Raw genomic sequence first — 21,387 nt, 5'->3', positions numbered from 1 at the left:
ATGTGTAATTACACAATGAACTTATTGAGCAGAGCATCTTGCTCACGAACGTTTTCCGTTTGAACCTGCATTGCGATATTGGCTTCTTCAGCAGATTGTGCCACTTGCGTCGACAAATCTTTAATCTTCACTGTATTGGTGTTGATCTCTTCAGCCACAAGGCTTTGCTCTTCTGCCGCAGATGCAATTTGGATATTCATGTCCGAAATCACTTGTATCGCATCACGAATACGGTTCAATGCCGAATTTGCCGTTTTCGCTTTATTCACCGCATCAACAGCCGTCGTTTTACTTTCATTCATAGCCGAAGAAACCGAACTCGCTCCTGCTTGTAATTGCTCAATCATACTGCGAATTTCGGTGGTCGATTGCTGAGTGCGCTGAGCTAGTGTACGCACTTCATCAGCAACAACGGCAAAACCACGGCCAGATTCACCCGCTCGAGCCGCTTCAATCGCCGCGTTTAAGGCAAGCAAGTTAGTTTGATCAGCAATGTCATTAATCACTTTCAAAATAGTTTCAATATTTGCCGTCGCGGACTCTAGGCCTTTCACCTCTTCCACCGCTTGGTCAATGCGGGCCGATAAATTGTCGATCGACAATGTCGTTTCACTGACCACACTGGAACCATCTTGCGTTGCTTCATCGGCTTCTTTCGCCGCTGCTGCTGCACCTTGCGCATTATTGGCGACTTCTGTCGATGTCACTGCCATTTCGTGCATTGCAGTGGCTAGTTGCTCTAACTCTTGTAACTGAGTGCGCATCGCTTCTGCTGACTCATGAGCACCTTGCACCGTGAGCTCTGTGCCACGCATGATCTCTTCACCAATCGCTTTTGATTGCGTGATCTGCTTTTGCAGCGTCTCGGTAAAGGTATTAAACCCTGATGCGAGTTGAGCAAACTCTTGGTCCGTATTGGTATCCAAGCGTTTGGTTAAATCCCCCTGCCCTGAGGCGACATCTTGAATCGCTTCATTGAGCACACCTAATGGACGCATTAACACTTTAATCAGTAGCGTCAAGCCAATCACACTCAACACAAGCCCAATTAACGTATAGATAATAGAGCTATTGCGTAATACGCCAATCGCATTGAAGGCGATGGATTCATCAACAATCGCACCGATGTACCAGTTCTCACTTGGAATATGAGTGAAGCTGACGAGATAACGGGTACCATCAATTTCAATCTGTTGGTCCCCCTCTTTCAGAGTCACTTGCGGTAAATAAGTCGATAACTTCTCACCATTATTTTTGGTATCAGGGTGAGCAATCGTCGCTCCGTCACCTGAAACAATAAAGAGGTAACCCGCATCGAATAAATTAATAGAGTTCACCAATTCAGCTAAACCCGTCAATTCCATATCGTAGAACATGGCACCAGAGAATCGGCCTTGATCGTAAATAGGCGTACCAATAGAAATGATCACATTTTTGGTAGAAATATCGACATACGGCGCTGTAACGATAAGTTTTTTCGATGCTTTAGCATCCACAAACCAAGGGCGCTTGCGAGGATCGTAATCGGCGCTTGGCTCCCAACCGTCATCATTCTCCACCACTTTACCATCGGATTCATACCCTAACCCTATGGCTAAAAAGCTTTTTTTCAACTTCGGTTTTTCAAGAATGTTTTTAACGTAATCCCGGTTGAGCGGATCAAGCTCAATCACCTCTGTCATTGACTGAGCTAAGGATTTTTTGCTTTCCATTTCAGAAACAATGGTGTTTTTAACCCCTGCTTCCATTTCATTCAGACTTTTTGTAACTAGGGATTCTATTTCCGAGCGCACAATGCTCAGTTGCTGAATAGAAATAAGCGAGACGGTAACAAGCAGAAGTGCAGAAGAAGCTGCAACTATTTTTTGGCTAAACTTCATAAGTATCCCTCATTGATGCCAAATTAATTATCATTTTTGTGGTTATAGTTAGTTATCGCCAAGTTACAAAAAATCTATAGCTTTTTTACACATCCACTTAGTTCAGTCTAATCAATATTTACTATTTGGCAAAAAAAAAGCCCAAAACGATTACGGTTTAGGCTTCCTTAGAGATTCTGTTTACTCTCTATTTTTTATTTATAATTCAGTGATTTTAGGGTGATTCAGCCTCAACAACAGGTTCATCAGTGCTGGGCAAAGCATGCCATACTGCTTTTACTAGAGTGGCAAGAGGAATTGCAAAAAATACGCCCCAAAACCCCCATAGCCCACCAAAGACTAACACCGCGACAATGATAGCAACGGGATGTAGATTAACGGCTTCAGAAAATAGAACGGGAACCAATACGTTGCCATCCAAAGCTTGGATGATGCCATAAGCAATTAATAATGTGTAAAACGGAGGAGTCATGCCCCATTGGAAGAGACCGACGATGGCAACTGGCACCGTCACAGCGGCCGCGCCAATATAAGGGATCAAAACCGATAGACCCACAGCCACAGCAAGCAACACCGAATAACGTAAATCAAGAATGGCGAAAGTGACGTAACTGATACTACCAACAATCAGTATTTCTAACACTTTTCCACGGATGTAGTTTGAGATTTGTTGGTTCATCTCTTGCCATACTTTAGCCGCGAGTTTACGGTTACGTGGCAATAACCCACTGGTCATTCGCAGCATTTCATTCTTATCTTTCAATAAAAAGAAGACCAGCAACGGCACTAAAATGAGATAGACACCCAAGGTGGCCAAACTCACAAGAGAAGCAAGTGACCCTTTAACGACACTTTCCCCCATACCTAAAGCCTGGTTCTTCGCATTGCTTATCACCGACTCAACAATCTGTAAGTTATCGAGTTCAGGGTAACGTTCAGGAATACTCAAAATGAAGCTTTGCAACCCTGCATACATGTTAGGAATGTCATTGATTAAATTACCAACCTGTTTCCAAATGGTTGGGACTAAACCAAAGATAGCCAGCAGCATCAAACCGACAAACAGCAAAATCACCAAAATTACGGAAACGGACCTAGGAAGCCCAAAACGGCGCAATTGCATTACTGGCCACTCAAGTAAATACGCCAGCACAATGGCCACAAGCAGCGGCGCAATCAAATGGCCGAAGAAATATATCGTTACAAAACCAAAAAACAGAATAGCAACCAGACTAACGGCATGAGGATCAGAAAAGCGTCTTTGATACCAACGAGTTACCATTTCAAACATTTAATCGAGTTCCTTAATTACTTTTAGCCAAAAATAGCCGGGTGACGTGTTCCACTGGCAACGAAAGCCATGAGCAGACAAATATTTTTCTATATCCTGTCCTGAGCTGACGTCGTTAAGCCAAATGTCTAATACCTCACCCAAAACCAATTGAACAGTGTGACGCTTCGCAAGTAATAAAGCCATCGGACAACGCTGCTGGCGTAAATCCAGAATATTTGGTTCCATTCTTCTGCTCAATGCTTAATATAGGCCTGCCATTGTATCGAGTTTTGACTGGCATGCCAGTGTTTATCGATACTCAAACACCGGCTGGCTTACTCTTCTCTCTCTACAATTTTTGGCCGTTATTTTGAGTTGGAAACCAATTCACACATTCAATGTCATACAGACAAGAAGATCACGGAATATCACTGACAAATATGAAGTTTAAACGCGCTCGATCCTTACTTTGCCTCTGTATTACTGTGGCGATAAACGCCCCTTCCTTGAGCTATGCCGACACCATCGAGCTACCGGACATTGGGACAGTAGCAGGTTCGACCTTGACGATTGATCAAGAGCTTATTTATGGTGATGCTTATATGCGCATGCTGCGTAACAGCCAGCCTATCGTCAATGATCCGGTGATCAACGAGTACATCGATAGCCTAGGGCATAAATTGGTTGCCAATGCCAACGATGTAAAAACGCCGTTCACCTTTTTTATGATCCGCGATCGCAATATCAATGCGTTTGCCTTCTTTGGCGGTTATGTTGCGTTGCACTCTGGGTTGTTTTTGCATGCACAAACAGAAAGCGAACTCGCTTCGGTTCTTTCGCACGAAATTGCCCACGTCACGCAGCGCCATTTAGCACGCAGTATGGAAGACCAAGCCAGACGCTCACCAGCAACAATCGCCGCATTGGCAGGCTCTTTGTTACTGGCTATTGCGGCACCTGAAGTGGGCATTGCCGCCATTACCGCCACCACCGCAGGCAGTATGCAAAGCCAAATAAACTATACGCGCAGTAATGAAAAAGAGGCTGACCGATTTGGTATTGCAACGCTAGCCAAAGCGGGGTTTGATGCCCAAGCCATGCCAAGGTTTTTTGGCCGCCTCGCTGATGAATATCGTTACGCTAGTAAACCGCCACCGATGTTACTAACCCATCCGCTGCCAGAAGATCGTATTACCGACAGCCGTGAGCGTGCCCAACACTACCCGCCTATGCGCCTTCAACCTTCATTGGATTACCATTTAGCACGCTCACGAATTGTTGCTCGCTATGCTGGGATTGATAATGAAGCCGCTCTTGATTGGTTTAAGCGTGCGGAGAAAAAAGAGAGTGCAGCTCTCGCGCCAGCCTTCCAATATGGCAAAGCCTTGGTTTATCTCGATAGCAAGCAATTTGATAAATCAGAGGCGATTTTATCAAAGCTGGTTGCACAAGACCCAACAAACAATTTCTATCTTGATGCGATGGCCGATCTCGATATCGCTCTAAATCAAGCGGCCAAAGCCCAAACCTTGCTCGAGAAGGCGCTTAAACAGAAACCGAACAATCCAACCTTAACAATTAACTACGCCAACAGCTTATTAAAACAAGATAAATTGTCTGATGCCATTCGGGTATTGCAGCGCTACACCCATGACAACCCTAATGATACCAACGGCTGGCATTTGCTATCAGAAGCGAATATCGGCATTGGCAATAGCCAAGAAGATCTTGCTGCGCGGGCGGAGCTTCTAGCGCTCAAAGCCAATTGGAATAAAGCAATTCAATATTACACTCAAGCAAGTCAACTCGCCGAACTTGGCAGCTTAGAACAAGCTCGCTACGATGCACGCATTGACCAATTGATGGTGCAACGAGACCGATTCTTATCACTCCAATAATCACAATACAACGAGGAGAAGTTATGTCAGTCGTGATTTATCACAACCCTAAATGCTCAAAAAGTCGTGAAACTCTGGCACTGCTGGAAGACCGCCAGTTAAAGCCACAGATCATCAAATATTTAGACCAAGCGCCAACCATCGAACAGTTGAAAACCTTGTACGCTCAACTCGGGCTACAACAGGTTCGTGATATGATGCGCACCAAAGAAGATCTCTATAAAGAACTTGGCCTAAGTGATGATGCACTTACTGATGATCAACTATTTTCAGCCATGGCCGCGCACCCTAAGTTGATTGAGCGTCCCATTGTTGTCGCCAATGGTAAAGCGCGCCACGGCCGTCCACCAGAGCAAGTACTTGAGATTTTATGAGTATTAAAGTCGTCGTACTTTATTACAGTAGGCACGGTTCAACGCAAGCACTGGCAAGGCAAATCGCACGCGGAATTGAAGCACAAGGCGCGACAGCGCTCTTGCGCACCGTTCCGGCGCTAGACAATCATGCAGAGCAAACGACCGATCCCTACCTGACTCTGGATGAGTTAAAGCAATGTGATGGTTTGGCTTTTGGCAGCCCAGTCTGGTTTGGCAATATGGCCGCGCCACTGAAGCACTTTTGGGACCAAACGACCCCTCTATGGATTAGCGGCGCATTAATTGATAAACCCGCTTGCGTGTTTACTTCTTCATCCTCTTTGCATGGCGGCCAAGAGAGTACGCAACAGAGTATGATGCTGCCACTGATGCATCATGGCATGCTAATCGTTGGCATCCCTTATTCAGAGCCTACACTGCATACCACAACCTCTGGAGGCACGCCATATGGTGCAAGCCATGTCGCAACACACTCGCCACAACTCACTACGCACGAAAGTGAACTGGCTAAAAATTTAGGAAAACGGCTGGCAATGCTAGCCAGCCGATTAAAGGACAGATTATGACGGCAGAAATGATGCCAAACACCAAGCAGTACCGATGGCTAGCTTTACTGAGTAACTTATCCCTAATTATATGGGTGGTTTTATGGCAATTCTCGCTCTCTCCTCACCCTCATCTTAATCATGTTGCATTGGCCATTGCATGGGTTATCCCACTGCTTTTACCATTACCGGGAATTTTGGCCGGAAAACCCTACACTCACGCCTGGGCCAACTTTGTTTTAATGCTCTACTTTCTACACGCGTTAACGCTGATTTATGTTGATGGAGGGGAGCGCTGGTTAGCGGTAGTAGAACTGCTACTGACATTTGCCGCTTTTGTCGGTAATACCTTGTATGCTCGCCATCGCGGTAAAGAGCTCGGACTGAAACTCAAGCGTCTATCTGAAGTCGAAAAGCAAGAGAAAGCCAATTTTACCCACGATAATCAACCATAGAGTCAATCCATGACAGGATTGCCTATTCTTCTCATGCAAAAAGAGCCCTGATGGGCTCTTTTTGATTATCTCAGCATTTGTTCAAGGGGTGACTGAGTACTTTACGCTTGCCACTCAAAAGAGAGCACTCGCTTCACTGGTTCAGTGATGGCCTGAGATAATGACGGTTCAGGTGTGACTTGCAAAGAGCCTGACTCCACAGCAGAATCATCAACCTCTGCTGCTGGGGTAAGCTGTGTTGGCACACTCTCTGGCTGTGGGTCATCAATTTTAGCGACTTTGCCCATGCGTAGCACTTCTTGCTCAAACTCGGACTCTGAAGCCAACAAATGCACTTCGAAAGTGATTTCCTCACCTTGAATCTTGAGAATGTCCAAAGAAGCAACAGAACTTAAGCGCTTCAACTTATTCTCCAAGGTAAAGAAATCCATTGCATCATCAATCGGGCTAAAACGAGCAAGCAGCGAAGAAGAGGATTCACTGGCCACGATAACCGAGCTCTTTCTTGCATAGTAATCACTCAATTGATCGACCATTTGTTCAATGGCATCGTCACCAGACGCTTGACCAGACAGTGGCGCTTTCGTGGCTTGTGCCATTTGAGCGGCGGGTTGATCATACAAACTCCAACGCACACCATTACTTTGCACTCTGACCACCAATACAGCATCGGTTGGATAACGTTGGCTAGCCATACTGATAGGCTGTACGAAACCGCCCCACAAATCCGATACTTCCACACCGGTAATATCATCAAAATCACCCACAGGCACTGTGATAGGCAAACCGCGAGTTTGAGTCGCGCCTTTAAGCTGTTTTAGCGTACTCGTGTCAGAATGTTCCCAAGCGATACTGCGGTCATAACCTGACTCTTCAATCAACCAGACTAAAACATTAGCTCGGTTTTCAGGCCAAAATGGTAATTGAGCTTGAGTTAATAATGTGCGGATATGCGGTGCGCTAAACCCCATAACAATCGAAGATTGCGCCCCATTTTGACCATAACTGATTTGCGCTAAATATTGCGAATTCTGCCTTAAGGCTTTTTTAATCACCTCATTGTTCACCGCATTCCTATCACCCGAAGCTCGAACAATCACTTCGCTCATCCCTTTGATACGAGCATTCGCGTCGGCATTGTCTTGCTGTTGATCAATCACGACTTCGGTATGGTATAAGTCGACCTTGGTTAAGGCATAAGCAGGGAGAGTGAGTAAGCTCATCACCAACATAGCTAAATAGCGCATACTGTTCCTATGATCTGTTTTGTGAACGTCGATGATAAGCAACTATCCGGTCCGCGGCAAGGAATCCACGGCAGAGTTCGGTGATAATTTCATCAACATTTGTGACTTTATTTGATCTAGTTTCAATGGCAATCGTTTGCAAAAGTGATAGAATCCCGCGAATTTTTATTTTGCTTCAGGGAAATCATGATGAAAAATGCCATCCAAGGCGCACAGATGCTCTTCGTCGCATTTGGTGCGCTGGTTCTTGTCCCGCTGTTAACTGGGCTTGATCCTAACGTTGCACTATTTGGCGCCGGTGTCGGTACCCTTTTATTCCAACTTATTACTCGCCGCTCTGTCCCCATCTTTCTTGCTTCTTCCTTTGCCTTTATTGCACCGATTATGTTTGGCATCCAAACTTGGGGCGTCGCCTCGACGATGGGCGGTTTAGTGGCCGCTGGTTTTGTCTACATACTACTGGGAGCGATCATCAAAGTCCGTGGCGTAGAAATCATCCACAAAATTTTACCTCCTGTGGTCGTTGGCCCGGTGATCATGGTGATTGGCTTAGGCCTTGCGCCTGTTGCTGTAAACATGGCGCTAGGTAAAACTGGAGATGGTTCGGTACAACTGATTAGCTCAGATGTAGCGATGTGGATCTCTTGCGTTTCACTGTTAACCACCATCACGATTAGCGTTTTTGCCAAAGGTTTTCTCAAACTGTTGCCGATCTGCGGCGGTATTTTTGCAGGCTATCTTTTGGGCCTCTATTTTGGTGTAGTGGATTTTACTCCTGTTACGCAAGCGGCTTGGCTGTCAATGCCGAACTTCACTTTCCCTGAGTTCAACATCAACGCGATCTTGTTCATGATCCCGGTTGCAATTGCTCCGGCAGTCGAACACGTGGGCGATATGCTCGCGATCTCAAACGTCACTGGAAAAGATTACATCAAGAAACCTGGGCTACATCGCACCATTGCGGGTGACGGTGTTGCCACCATCGCAGCCTCGATGCTGGGCGCGCCACCGAATACCACATACAGCGAAGTGACGGGCGCCGTAATGCTGACGAAAGCCTTTAATCCAGTAATCATGACTTGGGCTGCGATCACCGCGATTGTATTAGCATTGGTTGGTAAGCTGGGCGCGCTACTGCAAACCATTCCAATCCCAGTAATGGGCGGCATTATGATTTTGCTGTTCGGTTCAATTGCAACGGTTGGCCTAAACACACTGATTAAAAATCATGTCGATCTTCACAAGTCTCGCAACTTAGTGATTGTGGCAGTGACATTAGTGTTTGGTATCGGCGGCATGGCCTTTGGTATCGGAGAGTTTAGCCTACAAGGTGTCAGCTTATGCGGTATCGTAGCCATTATTCTAAACTTGATCCTTCCTAATGACTTAGGAGAAAACCATGTGGTGGATAACGCCCAGATGGAAGAAGAGATCAAACTGAAGAACTAATTTTGCCAGTCAATCCGGCCTCAATCGAGGCCGGATTTTCATTCTCTATTCTTGACACAATTCAACAAACTCACCTCGCGTTAATAACGCAAGATCGCTCGGTGCCAATTCAATCTCTAAACCGCGCTTACCTGCACTGACACAGATAGTCGCTTGATCTGCTGCGCTGAGATGAATGAAGGTCGGTAGTGCTTTTTTCTGCCCAAGTGGGCTAATGCCCCCCACCACATAACCTGTGGTTTTTTGCGCTATGTCTGGATTAGCCATTTCCGCTTTTTTCGACTTAGCCGCTTTGGCCGCACGCTTTAAATTTAGTTTTTGATCAACTGGAATAATCGCGACAGCGAGATTTTTCGGCTCGCCATTTAAGCAAAACAGCAGTGTTTTAAACACTTTTTTCGGATCTTGTCCCAAAACCTCAGCCGCTTCTAAACCATAACTGCTGTGATTAGGATCATGTTGATATTGATGGAGAGTGTGAGGGATTTTTTTCTTTTTCGCCAAATCAATCGCAGGTGTCATCGTGCTTATCTCAAAGTAACCGTTAGTGCCAATAAAAAAGCGATGCCTAAGCACCGCCTTTAGTTAAAATGATTGATCACAATGAGTCAAACTCTTTATCGCACTATCACTTATAGACAATTTCGCCCGCTGGCGCATATTGGTTCACATCAATTGGACTGTGTGCTTCGAGGTAATCTTTCAATACTTCCGCGTCCACAAACCCCGTATTCACATAACCTGGATGATCGGAGATTTTTGGATAACCATCACCACCTGCTGCATTGTAGCTAGGCACGGTGAAGCGATACGTTTCGTCCAAACGGAGCTGCTTATCACCAATAAAGACGTTCGATACCTTACCATTGGCCACTGTCATCGAAATCCCCGCGAATTGTACATAAGCGCCAGAATCAACAGGTTTGGTCGCCACTTCATTGAGGTAATCCAACACTTCAGCCCCGGTCATATCGGTATAAGTGAGAATATTGGCAAAAGGTTGTACTTTGAGCACATCTTTATAAGTGATTTTTCCTGCATCAATCGAATCACGCACGCCGCCAGAATTCATCACCGCAAAGTCGGCTTTTGCGCGTTCCATATGAGAAAGTGCAATCAAACGACCTAAATTGGTTTGTTGGAAACGCACAACGTTGCGATCCCCTTCTAACTTACCATTACTTTGTGCAATGACTACATTCAGTTTCGCTTGACCTTGTTCTTGATATGGGCGCAAAAAGTTAAGCATTTCTGAATCTTCAGCGATTTGATCTTGAATCAGTACGCGCTTACTCTCGCCATTCACGTTCACCTTTTTCTTCAGGTTTACAGGGATCAGATTGTAGCTCACCATGTTCAGTTCACCATTACGGAATTCGTAATCCGCACGGCCAACATACTTACCCCATTCATGCGCTTGCACTATATAAGTACCGTTTTGCATATCAGGCTTACATTCATCTCCCGGATGGAAGTTTTTCTTCACCACGTTAGGGCCTTCCATGCAGACAGGCTCTTGAGAGTGGCCGCCGACGATCATATCGAGAGAACCTTCATCCAAGTATCGTGCAAGCGCAACATCACCTGGTGCATTCACACCACGTTGACCATTTTCATAATGGCCCATGTGGGTAACGGCAAAAATAAGGTCCGGCTTTTCCGTTTTCTCAATTTCTGCGATCAGTTTTTTCGCTTCTTCTTTTGGATCTCTAAACTCAATACCACCAATGTATTCAGGGTTGCCGATTTTAGCGGTATCTTCAGTCGTTAAACCGATAACCGCTATTTTCACGCCCTGTTTATCAAACATTTGGTAGGCTTGGAATAGACGTTTTCCGGTCGCTTTATCGTAAATGTTGGCCGACAGCATTGGGAAATTCGCCCACTCTTTTTGCTTAAACAGCACCTCGAGCGGGTTATCGAATTCATGGTTACCTAACGCCATCGCATCATAACCAATCTTGCTCATGCCTTTAAAATCAGGCTCTGCATCTTGCAGATCAGATTCAGGAACTCCGGTATTAATATCGCCACCAGAAAGAAGCAGTACGCTGCCGCCTTCAGCTTCAATATCAGAGCGAAGATCGTCGATCAGCGTTTTACGTGCCGCCATACCATACTCGCCATATTTGTTTTGCCAGAAACGACCGTGGTGGTCATTAGTGTGCAACACGGTGAGTTTATAAGTCGTATCTTCTTTCCACTCATGAGTGGGTTGAGTTGCGCAACCCACAAGGGCTGTAAGAATGGCCGCGCTGAGCGCTGTTTTTAGAATAAGACGTTGTTTCATTATCATACCTTTGAACTTGAAAAATCCACTGCTTGTGAGGGGGAGGTCATGGTCAACGTTGCAAACACAAAATCAAGCCATACCAATAAACTTGACCCAGTTTAAATTAACATCTCAAAGGTGACAGATTGATTTCATATTTATGTAGAATTGATCACTATAAAATCAATTCAAAAATGTAACGGTTGCCACAGGTTACACGTGAAATTTTAATGGATCACAGGCAATCGTTTTCTTTCCTAAACACGAAAAAATAAGGAAAAGTGAGCACTTAGACAAGATAAACAGGTTTGGGAAACATTCGATAAAATTTGACCACCTTGCGGTGGCCAAATCATGAGTGATAGATCCAACAAAAAATCAGCGGATATCGATATGAGCAAAGCTCTTGATCAAATCATCTAACGCTTTCATTTGTGCAAGGAAAGGTTCAAGTTTATCCAAAGGCAGTGCCGATGGACCATCGCAACGCGCTTTATCTGGGTTTGGATGCGCTTCAATAAAAAGGCCCGCAATCCCGGCAGCAAGACCTGATTTTGCTAACTCAACTGTCTGTTCACGACGCCCACCAGAAGCTGCGCCAGAAGGGTCGCGCATTTGCAGTGAATGGGTCACATCAAAAATAATTGGGCTGCCGTTTGATACTTTTTTCATCACACCAAAACCCAACATATCAACGACCAGATTATCATAGCCATGGCAAGCACCACGTTCACACAAAATCACTTTGTCGTTGCCGCACTCTGCAAATTTTTCCACGATATTGCCCACTTGGCCAGGGCTCATAAATTGTGGTTTTTTCACGTTGATCACTGCACCTGTTTTCGCCATCGCTTCGACAAGGTCAGTTTGACGAGCAAGAAACGCTGGCAGTTGAATCACATCAACCACCTCAGACACAGGCTGAGCTTGAGCTTCCGTGTGCACGTCAGTGATGATTTTGACGCCAAAGGTCTCTTTTAGCTCTTGGAAAATTTTCATTCCCTCTTCCAAGCCAGGGCCACGATAAGAGTGAACAGAGCTGCGGTTGGCTTTATCAAAAGAAGCTTTAAACACATAAGGGATACCGAGTTTATCGGTCACTTTCACGTAATGCTCACAGATTTGCATCGCTAAATCACGGGATTCAAGGACGTTCATTCCAGCAAACAGAGTAAACGGTTTGTCGTTGGCAACGGGAATATCACCCACGTGGACGATTTTTTGTTCCATTTTATTCTCTCTCATTTAGCGGTTAATGCAGCGTAATAGCTTCAAAGCTTAATGCATTAACTTGATTTTTTAATAACTCAGCCGCCGGATCATTCGGACAATGATCAATAAAGTATTGATAATCGGATAAGGCAATTTGGTGACAATCCAGTTGCTGATAGATAAAGCCGCGATCGCGGATCTCATACGGATCATCAGGAACAAAAGTCAGCGCTAAATCAGTACAACGCAGCGCTAAGGTATAACGCTCTTCTCTTAATAGTGCGCTCTTTAGTAGTGCCAGCCAACGACCGATCACCGTCGGATTATCTGTCACTTCCAAATGACTCGATTTCAGCTTAGACAAGACCCCTTTATGCCCAACTAACCACGCTTGCAGTATATGTAATGAGACGGTTTCACCAGTAAAAGGGTTAATATAAATCGGTGATTCATCGCACCAATGCAACTGCAATAAAAACTGTGTGGGAAAGGTAATACCTTGTAAAGGAAAGCCTAGCTTGCGCGCAAAATAGAGCAACAGCGCACCTAAACTGACGGGAATACCTTTGCGGTGCTGCAATACTTTATCGATGAAGGCATTACGTGAATCAAAATAAGCCTCTCTGTCACCGCGAAAACCCCATTGTTGGTAAAACAGATGCAACAACGCTTCGAAACGCTGTTTTTCATCCTGTTCATTAGCTAACTCGTGTTTTGCTTGTGTAAGCAAACGGGCCAACTCTTGGCGTGCCCATTCATCCTCAGTTTCAGGATTGACGGCCTTGTTTAAGATCAGCGCCCCTTCCACCAATTCCATTGCATCAAAATCTTCATCGAACCATTCAAACATAATGCCGCTCGGATGCTGTTAGCCTAAAAACATAGCCGTTTTTACGATGGCGATTTTTCCCGCCATAGCAAGCCAACCTAATGCGCCCAAAAAAGCAAAGGTACGCAACAGCTTATTCCTACCCAGTTTGAGCGCAAAGAAGCCCAGCGCAATGTACGCCATCACACAAGTCAGCTTCTCAGTTAACCAAGGTGCGGCTGGGGTAAATGGGATAAAACCAGACATCACAATCAACGCGATACCCGATAACAACAACAGCGAATCGTTAATATGAGGAAAACGTTTCAAAAAAGGGTGTTGCAGCCATTTGGAATCCATCATCATCAAGGCATAACGTACCGACAACAATAGTGCACTGATCGCAATGGTCAGTAGATGAAAATGTTTTAATCCTTCGTACATGATGCTCTCTCTTCTGAGTGCGAATATTGACCCAGTGTCACTCGGTCATTACCCGCATAATCCTTTTCTGTCACTACATGGTGATAGCCGAGTGACTCAAATAACGCTCTGACTGCCGCCCCTTGATCATAACCATGTTCAAACAGCAGCCAGCCTTGTTGCTGCAAATAGTGACGCGCATTCTCTGCAATGTGTTTAATGTCAGCCAAGCCTTTGTCTTTGGCCACCAGCGCACTTAAAGGCTCAAAACGTACATCCCCCTGCGTGAGATGGGGATCATTTTCTTCAATATACGGTGGATTGGAGACAATTAAAGCAAACTTTGTACCGAGCTTTAAAGGTTCAAACCAACTGCCTTGTAAAAATGTGACATTGGTAATAGTTAAACGCTGCGCGTTTTCCAACGCTAAGGCTTGCGCTTCTGGGCGCAAGTCGATACCAACCACATGACGTTCAGGTAGCTCGGACGCTAGCGCTAATGCGATTGCGCCAGTTCCTGTGCCTAAGTCCAAAATATCCCCTTGCGTCTGCTGGCTTTTTTCTAACGCAATTTCAACCAAGCGTTCAGTATCCGGCCGAGGAATTAATGTCGAAGGCGAAACTTTCAGTGGCAGCGACCAAAACTCACGTTCCCCAACCAAATAGGCCACAGGCTCCCCCGTCACTCGACGCGTAATCAGCGAGCAAAATTGCCGCGACTGCATTTCGCTTAAGGTCTTTTCAGGCCAAGTCAGCAGATAAGAACGTGGTTTATCCAGTACATGGCAAAGCAGCACCGCTGCATCCACAGAAGGCGAATCACTGCCGCCTTCTTGGAGTTGAGCAATCGCGGCTTTCAACGCATCATCAATACGAGATAACGTCATGGGATCAGTGTTGATCGGCAAGAGCGGCAAGTTGGTCTGCTTGATATTCTTGAATGATTGGATCAATCAAGCTTTGCAGATCCCCTTCCATCACTTCATTAAGACGATAAATGGTTAAGTTAATACGATGATCGGAAACGCGACCTTGCGGATAGTTGTAAGTACGAATACGGTCGCTACGATCACCAGAACCCAGTAGGTTACGACGAGTATCGGACACTTCGGCTGCGCGCTTCGCTTCTTCCGCTTGTGCAATACGAGCGGCCAATACGGCCATCGCTTTGGCTTTGTTTTTGTGCTGTGAACGCTCGTCCTGACACTCAACTACCGTGCCTGTTGGTAAGTGGGTAATACGGATCGCAGAGTCGGTGGTGTTTACGTGCTGACCACCCGCGCCCGATGAGCGGAAAGTGTCAATTTTCAGATCGCTAGCTTTAATTTCTGGAATTTCGGCTTCAGGAATTTCGGGCATGATCGCGACGGTACAAGCGGAAGTATGCACACGACCTTGAGATTCCGTGGCCGGAACACGCTGTACGCGGTGACCGCCTGATTCAAACTTAAGCACACCGTAAGCGCCATCACCACTCACTTTAGCAATCACTTCTTTATAGCCGCCATGCTCAGCATAACTAGCGGACATAATTTCGATACGCCAGCTCATTTTCTCAGCATAACGGCTGTACATACGGAACAGATCGCCAGCAAAAATGCCCGCCTCATCACCGCCCGCCCCTGCACGAATTTCTAAGAAGCAGTTGCGATCATCGTTCGGATCTTTTGGTAGCAGCAGAATTTGCAATTCATCAGTGAGACGTTCAATTGTCGCTTTGGCTATTTTGATTTCCTCTTGAGCCATCTCACGCATCTCGGCGTCTTCTTCTTTGGTCATCTCTTCCGCGGCAACCAAATCCTCTTGCGCTTGTTGGTAAGCTTGGAAGCATTTAGTGACTTCCTCAAGCTGAGAGTACTCTTTTGACAAAGTACGGAATTTGTTTTGATCACTAATTACGGTAGGCTCGCCAAGCAGGCGCTGAACCTCTTCGTAACGCTCAACAAGGGATTCAAGCTTAACTAAAATCGACGCTTTCATAGTTTCTTCTTTAATTCGGAGTGACGGATATTATCGAGGGTCGTCAAGACCCAAACTTTGTCTAATCACGGCCAATTTAGCCGGTTCACCTAACTCGGCAGCGCTTTGCAATGCTCGGGTTGGTGTGTGGATCAATCGATTGGTGAGTTTGTTACTTAACTCAAGTAACACTTTTTCAGGATCGCCCCCTGCAGCCAGTGCCTGCAAGCTTTTGCTGAGCAATTCTTGACGAATTTCGTTGGCCGATTGACGGTATTCTCGGATGCTGTCTACTGCTTGCAAGGAGCGCATCCAGCTCATAAAGGCAGCGCTCTCTTCACTGACAATCGCTTCAGCTTGAATGGCTTCAACTTTACGCTGTTCCATATTGCTGTCTACAATCGACTGAAGATCATCAACCGTATACAGATAGGCATCGTTTAAATCCCCGACCTGCGATTCAATATCACGAGGCACGGCAATATCAATCAGTAACATGGGTTGATGGCGGCGCACTTTAATCGCACTTTCTACCATCCCTTTGCCAATAATCGGCAGTGGGCTGGCGGTTGAACTGATGACGATATCCGCGTGAGCGAGATAGTCAGGTATCTCATTGAGTGCAATCACTTCAGCGTCAAACTGCTGTGCGAGCCCCATCGCTCGCTCGCGGGTTCGGTTGGCGACTATCATACGTTTACATTGATGACTTGCTAAATGCTTCGCAACCAGTTCGATGGTTTCACCCGCCCCAACCAACATTACCGTTGAATCCGAGAGTGATTCAAAGATCTGCTTTGCCAACGTACAAGCAGCATAAGCCACCGAGACCGCACTGCCGCCTATTTCGGTTTCGGTGCGCACACGTTTAGCTACCGAGAATGCTTTTTGAAACAGTTTTTCAATCGCTGAATCAGCCGCGTTATGCTCGCGAGCATCCGCATAGGCTTGCTTCACCTGCCCTAAAATTTGCGGCTCACCCAATACCAGTGAATCCAGACCACAAGCCACTCGCATCAAATGACGAATAGCGGCTTGTTCTTCGTGTACATACAAACTCGGTTTAAGATCTTCAGGATTCACATGATGGAACTGAGACAACCAATCGATTAACTTACTTTTGCTCGATGATTTTACATCACAATAAATTTCCGTGCGATTACAGGTAGAGACAATAACGCTACCTTGAACGCTGGAACTGGACGCAAGTTGTCGCAAGGCTTCTGATAATTTATCAGGACCAAACGCCACTTTCTCTCGCAGTTCTACCGACGCTGTATTGTGATTTATTCCAATAGCAAGCAAGGACATCTATAGAGGTTTCTCGGTTCAGGAAATGTAAATAGGAGCCGAATTTTACTTGATGCCCTGTTTTAATGAAAGGGCAACAGGGATTTGTTTTCCCGACTTCGTGATATCAATGATATAGTGAGGCGTTTTTACGGCCTTCACTGTGTAAATAATGGGCAGATATGACACGCGCGAATAGACTGATTTTAACTCTCCTCACTCTGCTAACACTCTTTGGTTGCACAAACTTACCCTCAACAAGGGTCGAGAGCGTCGGCTGGCAGCAACACCAACAGCAATTGCAAACGATCCGCGAGTACCAAGCCAGCGGAAAACTCGGCTATATATCACCACAACAGCGCCAATCCCTCAATTTTCATTGGCAAAAAAACGCCGACCATAGCCAGCTTCGTCTCTCAACATTTTTAGGGCAGACCGTTTTAAATCTCTCCATCTCGCCTCAGGGCGCCCAGGTCAAAACGTATGATGATCAAATTATCGATGCGCAGAATGCGGATGCTTTAGTTTACGAGTTAACTGGGTTATCGATCCCCATTGAGCAGCTACAAGATTGGCTGCTTGGGTTGCCAACCGAGGCGGATGGTTTTCAATTGAATCAAAATAATTTGTTGGCATCGTTAGATAAACAGCTAGGGCTTAGCCGCTGGCACTTGGAATATTTGAACTACCAAGCTTATCCCTTCGTCTCAACATCCGCTTCTTCCACTTCAGTGCCACTTCCGACCAAACTGAAGCTGACTCAAGATCAAGTTTCATTAAACCTCGTCATTTCAAAGTGGACCTTAACGCCATGATTTGCACCCCAACCCACTGGCCATCACCCGCTAAGCTCAACCTTTTTCTGTATATCACCGGGCAAAGAGCCGACGGATATCATGAATTACAGACACTGTTTCAATTTCTCGATTTTGGTGATGAGTTAACCATTACCGCCAATCAGTCTGGCGAAATAACTCTCACACCAGCCATTGCTGGCGTTGCGCTACAAGACAACTTGATTTGGAAAGCGGCCATCGCCTTACAAAAGGCAAGTGGATGCCGCTATGGCGCGAGCATTGAATTAAATAAAGTTTTGCCAATGGGCGGTGGCATCGGTGGCGGCTCTTCCAATGCTGCAACCGTGCTTGTTGCACTGAACTACTTATGGCAAACCAATCTATCACAGCAAGAACTCGCCACGATCGGTTTAACACTCGGGGCGGATGTTCCCGTTTTTGTCCATGGCTTTGCCGCATTTGCTGAAGGCGTAGGTGAAAAACTGACCCAAACCGAACCAAAGCAAAAATGGTATTTGGTGGTTCGGCCTAATGTGAGCATTGCAACGAAAGATATTTTCACTCATCCCCAATTGATAAGGAACACGCCAAAACGAGCGCTAGCAACGCTTCTCGAACACCCTTACGAAAACGATTGCGAAAAAATTGTCCGAATGCTGTACCCAGAGGTTGATAAGCAACTTTCATGGCTGCTACAATACGCGCCGTCAAGATTGACTGGGACGGGATCTTGCGTTTTTGCCGAATTTTCTAGCAAAGTAGAAGCGGAAGCTGTCCTTGCCAAGCTCCCTGACACAGTCTTCGCGTTTGTCGCCTTAGGGTGTAACATTTCGCCACTGAAAAAGACTCTGGCTGAATACCAATTCGCCAACACCCGACCTATTTAAAAACTGGACGCAACCCTGAGGTTTCCACCGTGCCTGATATGAAGCTATTTGCTGGTAACGCCACACCTGAACTAGCCCAACGTATTGCTGAACGTCTATACATCTCTCTTGGTGATGCTACTGTTTCTCGTTTCTCCGACGGTGAAGTTGCAGTGCAAATCAACGAAAATGTTCGTGGTAGCGATGTATTTATTATTCAATCTACTTGTGCTCCTACTAATGACAACTTAATGGAATTAGTAGTGATGATTGATGCAATGCGCCGTGCTTCAGCAGGCCGTATTACTGCTGTCATCCCATATTTTGGTTATGCCCGTCAAGACCGCCGAGTGCGCTCTGCTCGTGTACCGATTACTGCAAAAGTTGTTGCAGATTTCCTTTCAAACGTTGGTGTTGACCGCGTTTTGACCATCGACCTTCACGCAGAACAGATCCAAGGCTTCTTTGACGTCCCAGTAGATAACATCTTTGGTACGCCGGTGTTGCTTGAAGATATGAAAGCGCGTGGGTTAGAAGATCCTGTTGTGGTTTCACCTGACCTTGGTGGCGTGGTTCGTGCTCGTGCGACTGCAAAAGCATTAGGTGATATCGACATCGCAATCGTTGATAAACGTCGTCCACGCGCCAACGTGTCTGAAGTTATGAACCTGATTGGCGATGTTGATGGTCGCGATTGTGTGATCGTCGATGACATGATCGACACTGGCGGCACTTTGTGTAAAGCCGCTGAAGCGTTGAAAGAACGTGGTGCAAAACGTGTGTTTGCTTACGCAACGCACGCGGTATTCTCAGGTAACGCAGCGAAAAATATCAAAAACTCAGTACTAGACCAAGTTATCGTCACAGACTCGATCACCCTATCTAAAGAGATGGCGGCAACCGGCAAAGTGACACAATTAACCTTGTCTAGCATGCTTGCTGAAGCGATTCGTCGCATTAGCAACGAAGAGTCTATTTCTGCCATGTTTAATTAAAACTCAGTTTATTTACTGATTTTTAAATGCTTTTAAAGCACTTCATTGAAAAATGAGGTGCTTTTTCCTTTGTTATTTTAGCGCCTCGCACCCTTTCCCTTTTGTGTGCTATCATACCGCGCTTTTGATATTGCAAAGAGATCCTAACCTTGAGCCAACCAATCAAACTTCTTGTCGGGCTAGCGAATCCTGGCCCTGAATACGCCAAAACGAGGCACAATGCCGGCGCTTGGGTAGTAGAAGAATTAGCCCGAGTTCATAACGTCACCTTGAAAAACGAAGCCAAATTCTTCGGTTTCACCGGACGTATCGTGGTTAATGGTGAAGATCTGCGTTTATTGATCCCAACAACTTTTATGAATTTATCCGGTAAAGCCGTGGCGGCCATCGCCAAGTTTTACCAGATAAAACCAGAAGAGATCATGGTGGCACATGATGAACTAGACTTACCTCCCGGGGTAGCTAAGTTCAAAATGGGCGGTGGTCATGGCGGGCATAATGGCCTTAAAGACACCATCAGCAAACTCGGCAATAACAAAGAATTCTACCGCCTGCGGATTGGTATCGGCCATCCGGGGCACAAAGATAAAGTAGCAGGCTATGTTTTAGGTAAAGCACCCGCCAAAGAGCAAGAGTGCCTAGATGCCGCGGTTGACGAATCGGTTCGTTGCTTCGACATTTTACTAAAAGATGGTCTAACTAAAGCACAAAATCGCTTACATACGTTCAAAGCTGAATAAGGTTACAGTCATGGGTTTTAAATGTGGCATCGTGGGTTTACCAAATGTGGGTAAATCAACATTATTTAATGCACTAACTAAAGCGGGCATCGAAGCAGCAAACTTCCCGTTTTGCACTATCGAACCAAACACGGGTGTTGTTCCTGTTCCAGACCTTCGTCTCGATGCGTTAGCAGAAATTGTAAACCCTCAACGTATCCTTCCGACGACAATGGAATTTGTCGATATCGCAGGCCTAGTGGCTGGCGCGTCAAAAGGTGAAGGTTTAGGCAACAAATTCCTTGCAAATATCCGTGAAACAGATGCGATTGGTCACGTTGTTCGCTGCTTCGAGAACGAAAATATCGTTCACGTAGCAGGCAAAGTATCGCCAATTGAAGATATTGAAGTAATCAATCTAGAGCTTGCCCTTGCCGACCTTGATAGCTGTGAACGCGCCATTCAACGTCAAGCAAAACGTGCCAAAGGTGGCGATAAAGACGCTAAATTTGAAATCACCGTATTAGAGAAGCTACTCCCTGTATTAACGGAAGGTGGTATGGCTCGCACGGTTGAACTCTCAAAAGAAGAGCTAGCCGCCGTAGATTATCTCAACTTCTTAACGTTGAAACCAACCATGTATATCGCCAACGTGAGCGAAGATGGCTTTGAAAATAATCCGTACCTTGATGCTGTCAGAGAGTTTGCAGAAAAAGAGAACAATTCTGTGGTTGCTGTTTGCGCAGCCATTGAAGCTGAACTATCTGAACTTGAAGAAGAAGATCGCGCCGAGTTTTTAGCCGATTTAGGCATTGAAGAACCCGGTCTAAACCGCGTGATTCGTACCGGTTACGAACTGCTAACGCTGCAAACCTACTTCACCGCAGGCGTAAAAGAAGTGCGTGCCTGGACGATTCCGGTC

At 45.9% G+C, this 21,387-nt stretch carries 22 protein-coding genes; 10 read left to right on the top strand and 12 right to left on the bottom strand.

Annotation, left to right across the window (positions count from 1 at the left end; translation table 11 throughout):
- Window positions 1–8: 8 nt before the first annotated feature.
- The 3 genes from AACR75_RS11670 to AACR75_RS11660 all read right to left on the bottom strand — a co-directional run bounded on the left by AACR75_RS11670 (window position 9) and on the right by AACR75_RS11660 (window position 3,399).
- Window positions 9–1,880: a methyl-accepting chemotaxis protein gene (locus AACR75_RS11670; protein WP_017045754.1), complete on the bottom strand. Its 1,872-nt coding sequence runs from the start codon at window positions 1,878–1,880 to the stop codon at window positions 9–11.
- Between the two features lie 214 nt (window positions 1,881–2,094).
- Entirely contained in the window at window positions 2,095–3,171 is a 1,077-nt protein-coding gene (locus tag AACR75_RS11665) for an AI-2E family transporter (RefSeq protein WP_017042765.1), read from the bottom strand.
- On the bottom strand, window positions 3,172–3,399 hold the full coding sequence (locus tag AACR75_RS11660; protein WP_017042766.1) for a sulfurtransferase TusA family protein: 228 nt from the start codon (window positions 3,397–3,399) through the stop codon (window positions 3,172–3,174).
- A 194-nt stretch (window positions 3,400–3,593) separates the two neighbouring features.
- On the opposite strand from AACR75_RS11660, the gene AACR75_RS11655 reads away from it, so the two are divergent.
- From AACR75_RS11655 to AACR75_RS11640, 4 genes are read left to right on the top strand one after another with little or no spacing between them, the layout of a single operon-like run.
- Window positions 3,594–5,051, top strand: a complete 1,458-nt coding sequence (locus AACR75_RS11655; protein WP_026029005.1) for a beta-barrel assembly-enhancing protease — start codon at window positions 3,594–3,596, stop codon at window positions 5,049–5,051.
- 23 nt (window positions 5,052–5,074) lie between these two features.
- Window positions 5,075–5,425: an arsenate reductase (glutaredoxin) gene (gene arsC, locus AACR75_RS11650; protein WP_017042768.1), complete on the top strand. Its 351-nt coding sequence runs from the start codon at window positions 5,075–5,077 to the stop codon at window positions 5,423–5,425.
- Entirely contained in the window at window positions 5,422–5,994 is a 573-nt protein-coding gene (wrbA, locus tag AACR75_RS11645; protein ID WP_013856276.1) for an NAD(P)H:quinone oxidoreductase, read from the top strand. Before arsC ends, wrbA begins: the two co-directional genes overlap by 4 nt.
- Window positions 5,995–6,002: 8 nt before the next feature.
- Window positions 6,003–6,428 carry a DUF2069 domain-containing protein gene (locus tag AACR75_RS11640; RefSeq protein WP_026028353.1) on the top strand — a complete coding sequence of 142 codons (426 nt, stop codon included), beginning with the start codon at window positions 6,003–6,005 and terminating at the stop codon, window positions 6,426–6,428.
- A 101-nt stretch (window positions 6,429–6,529) separates the two neighbouring features.
- Here AACR75_RS11640 and AACR75_RS11635 read toward each other — a convergent pair whose 3' ends face one another.
- A complete protein-coding gene (locus AACR75_RS11635) occupies window positions 6,530–7,675 on the bottom strand; it encodes a DUF2066 domain-containing protein (protein WP_041769128.1) in 1,146 nt (381 codons plus the stop codon).
- Window positions 7,676–7,864: 189 nt separating this feature from the next.
- Here AACR75_RS11635 and AACR75_RS11630 point away from each other — a divergent pair, with 189 nt between their 5' ends.
- Window positions 7,865–9,124, top strand: coding sequence for a uracil-xanthine permease family protein (locus AACR75_RS11630; protein ID WP_010320498.1), 1,260 nt, complete (start codon window positions 7,865–7,867; stop codon window positions 9,122–9,124).
- Window positions 9,125–9,169: 45 nt separating this feature from the next.
- On the opposite strand, the gene ybaK is transcribed toward AACR75_RS11630, so the two are convergent.
- The 8 genes from ybaK to hemA all read right to left on the bottom strand — a co-directional run bounded on the left by ybaK (window position 9,170) and on the right by hemA (window position 17,109).
- A complete protein-coding gene (gene ybaK, locus AACR75_RS11625; protein WP_047687799.1) occupies window positions 9,170–9,646 on the bottom strand; it encodes a Cys-tRNA(Pro) deacylase in 477 nt (158 codons plus the stop codon).
- Window positions 9,647–9,752: 106 nt separating this feature from the next.
- Window positions 9,753–11,414, bottom strand: coding sequence for a bifunctional UDP-sugar hydrolase/5'-nucleotidase UshA (ushA, locus tag AACR75_RS11620; protein WP_047687798.1), 1,662 nt, complete (start codon window positions 11,412–11,414; stop codon window positions 9,753–9,755).
- A gap of 360 nt (window positions 11,415–11,774) precedes the next feature.
- Entirely contained in the window at window positions 11,775–12,626 is an 852-nt protein-coding gene (gene kdsA, locus AACR75_RS11615) for a 3-deoxy-8-phosphooctulonate synthase (RefSeq protein ID WP_026028071.1), read from the bottom strand.
- A 22-nt stretch (window positions 12,627–12,648) separates the two neighbouring features.
- Window positions 12,649–13,458, bottom strand: a complete 810-nt coding sequence (locus AACR75_RS11610) for a SirB1 family protein (RefSeq protein ID WP_017048839.1) — start codon at window positions 13,456–13,458, stop codon at window positions 12,649–12,651.
- Between the two features lie 18 nt (window positions 13,459–13,476).
- Window positions 13,477–13,860: a SirB2 family protein gene (locus AACR75_RS11605; RefSeq protein ID WP_013856268.1), complete on the bottom strand. Its 384-nt coding sequence runs from the start codon at window positions 13,858–13,860 to the stop codon at window positions 13,477–13,479.
- A complete protein-coding gene (prmC, locus tag AACR75_RS11600) occupies window positions 13,845–14,726 on the bottom strand; it encodes a peptide chain release factor N(5)-glutamine methyltransferase (protein WP_047687797.1) in 882 nt (293 codons plus the stop codon). Before prmC ends, AACR75_RS11605 begins: the two co-directional genes overlap by 16 nt.
- A 4-nt stretch (window positions 14,727–14,730) precedes the next feature.
- Complete coding sequence (gene prfA, locus AACR75_RS11595; RefSeq protein ID WP_013856266.1) at window positions 14,731–15,819, bottom strand: peptide chain release factor 1; 1,089 nt, start codon at window positions 15,817–15,819, stop codon at window positions 14,731–14,733.
- Between the two features lie 30 nt (window positions 15,820–15,849).
- A complete protein-coding gene (gene hemA, locus AACR75_RS11590) occupies window positions 15,850–17,109 on the bottom strand; it encodes a glutamyl-tRNA reductase (protein WP_047687796.1) in 1,260 nt (419 codons plus the stop codon).
- 161 nt (window positions 17,110–17,270) lie between these two features.
- On the opposite strand from hemA, the gene lolB reads away from it, so the two are divergent.
- From lolB to ychF, 5 genes are all read left to right on the top strand, one after another.
- Window positions 17,271–17,903 (top strand): lipoprotein insertase outer membrane protein LolB, encoded by a 633-nt coding sequence (gene lolB, locus AACR75_RS11585; protein ID WP_047687795.1) that lies wholly within the window; start codon window positions 17,271–17,273, stop codon window positions 17,901–17,903.
- Window positions 17,900–18,772, top strand: coding sequence for a 4-(cytidine 5'-diphospho)-2-C-methyl-D-erythritol kinase (gene ispE, locus AACR75_RS11580; protein ID WP_047687794.1), 873 nt, complete (start codon window positions 17,900–17,902; stop codon window positions 18,770–18,772). Before lolB ends, ispE begins: the two co-directional genes overlap by 4 nt.
- Window positions 18,773–18,801: 29 nt before the next feature.
- Window positions 18,802–19,746 (top strand): ribose-phosphate pyrophosphokinase, encoded by a 945-nt coding sequence (locus tag AACR75_RS11575; protein WP_010320509.1) that lies wholly within the window; start codon window positions 18,802–18,804, stop codon window positions 19,744–19,746.
- A gap of 149 nt (window positions 19,747–19,895) precedes the next feature.
- Window positions 19,896–20,486: an aminoacyl-tRNA hydrolase gene (pth, locus tag AACR75_RS11570; RefSeq protein ID WP_013856262.1), complete on the top strand. Its 591-nt coding sequence runs from the start codon at window positions 19,896–19,898 to the stop codon at window positions 20,484–20,486.
- 10 nt (window positions 20,487–20,496) lie between these two features.
- The coding region (gene ychF / locus AACR75_RS11565) for a redox-regulated ATPase YchF (RefSeq protein WP_047687793.1) at window positions 20,497–21,387 on the top strand (891 nt) is incomplete at its 3' end.

Source organism: Vibrio sp. ZOR0018, assembly GCF_963865925.1.
Classification (GTDB): domain Bacteria; phylum Pseudomonadota; class Gammaproteobacteria; order Enterobacterales; family Vibrionaceae; genus Vibrio; species Vibrio anguillarum.
The sequence above is the reverse complement of the archived record's forward strand: the minus strand, read 5'-3'. Positions and strand labels throughout refer to the sequence as shown.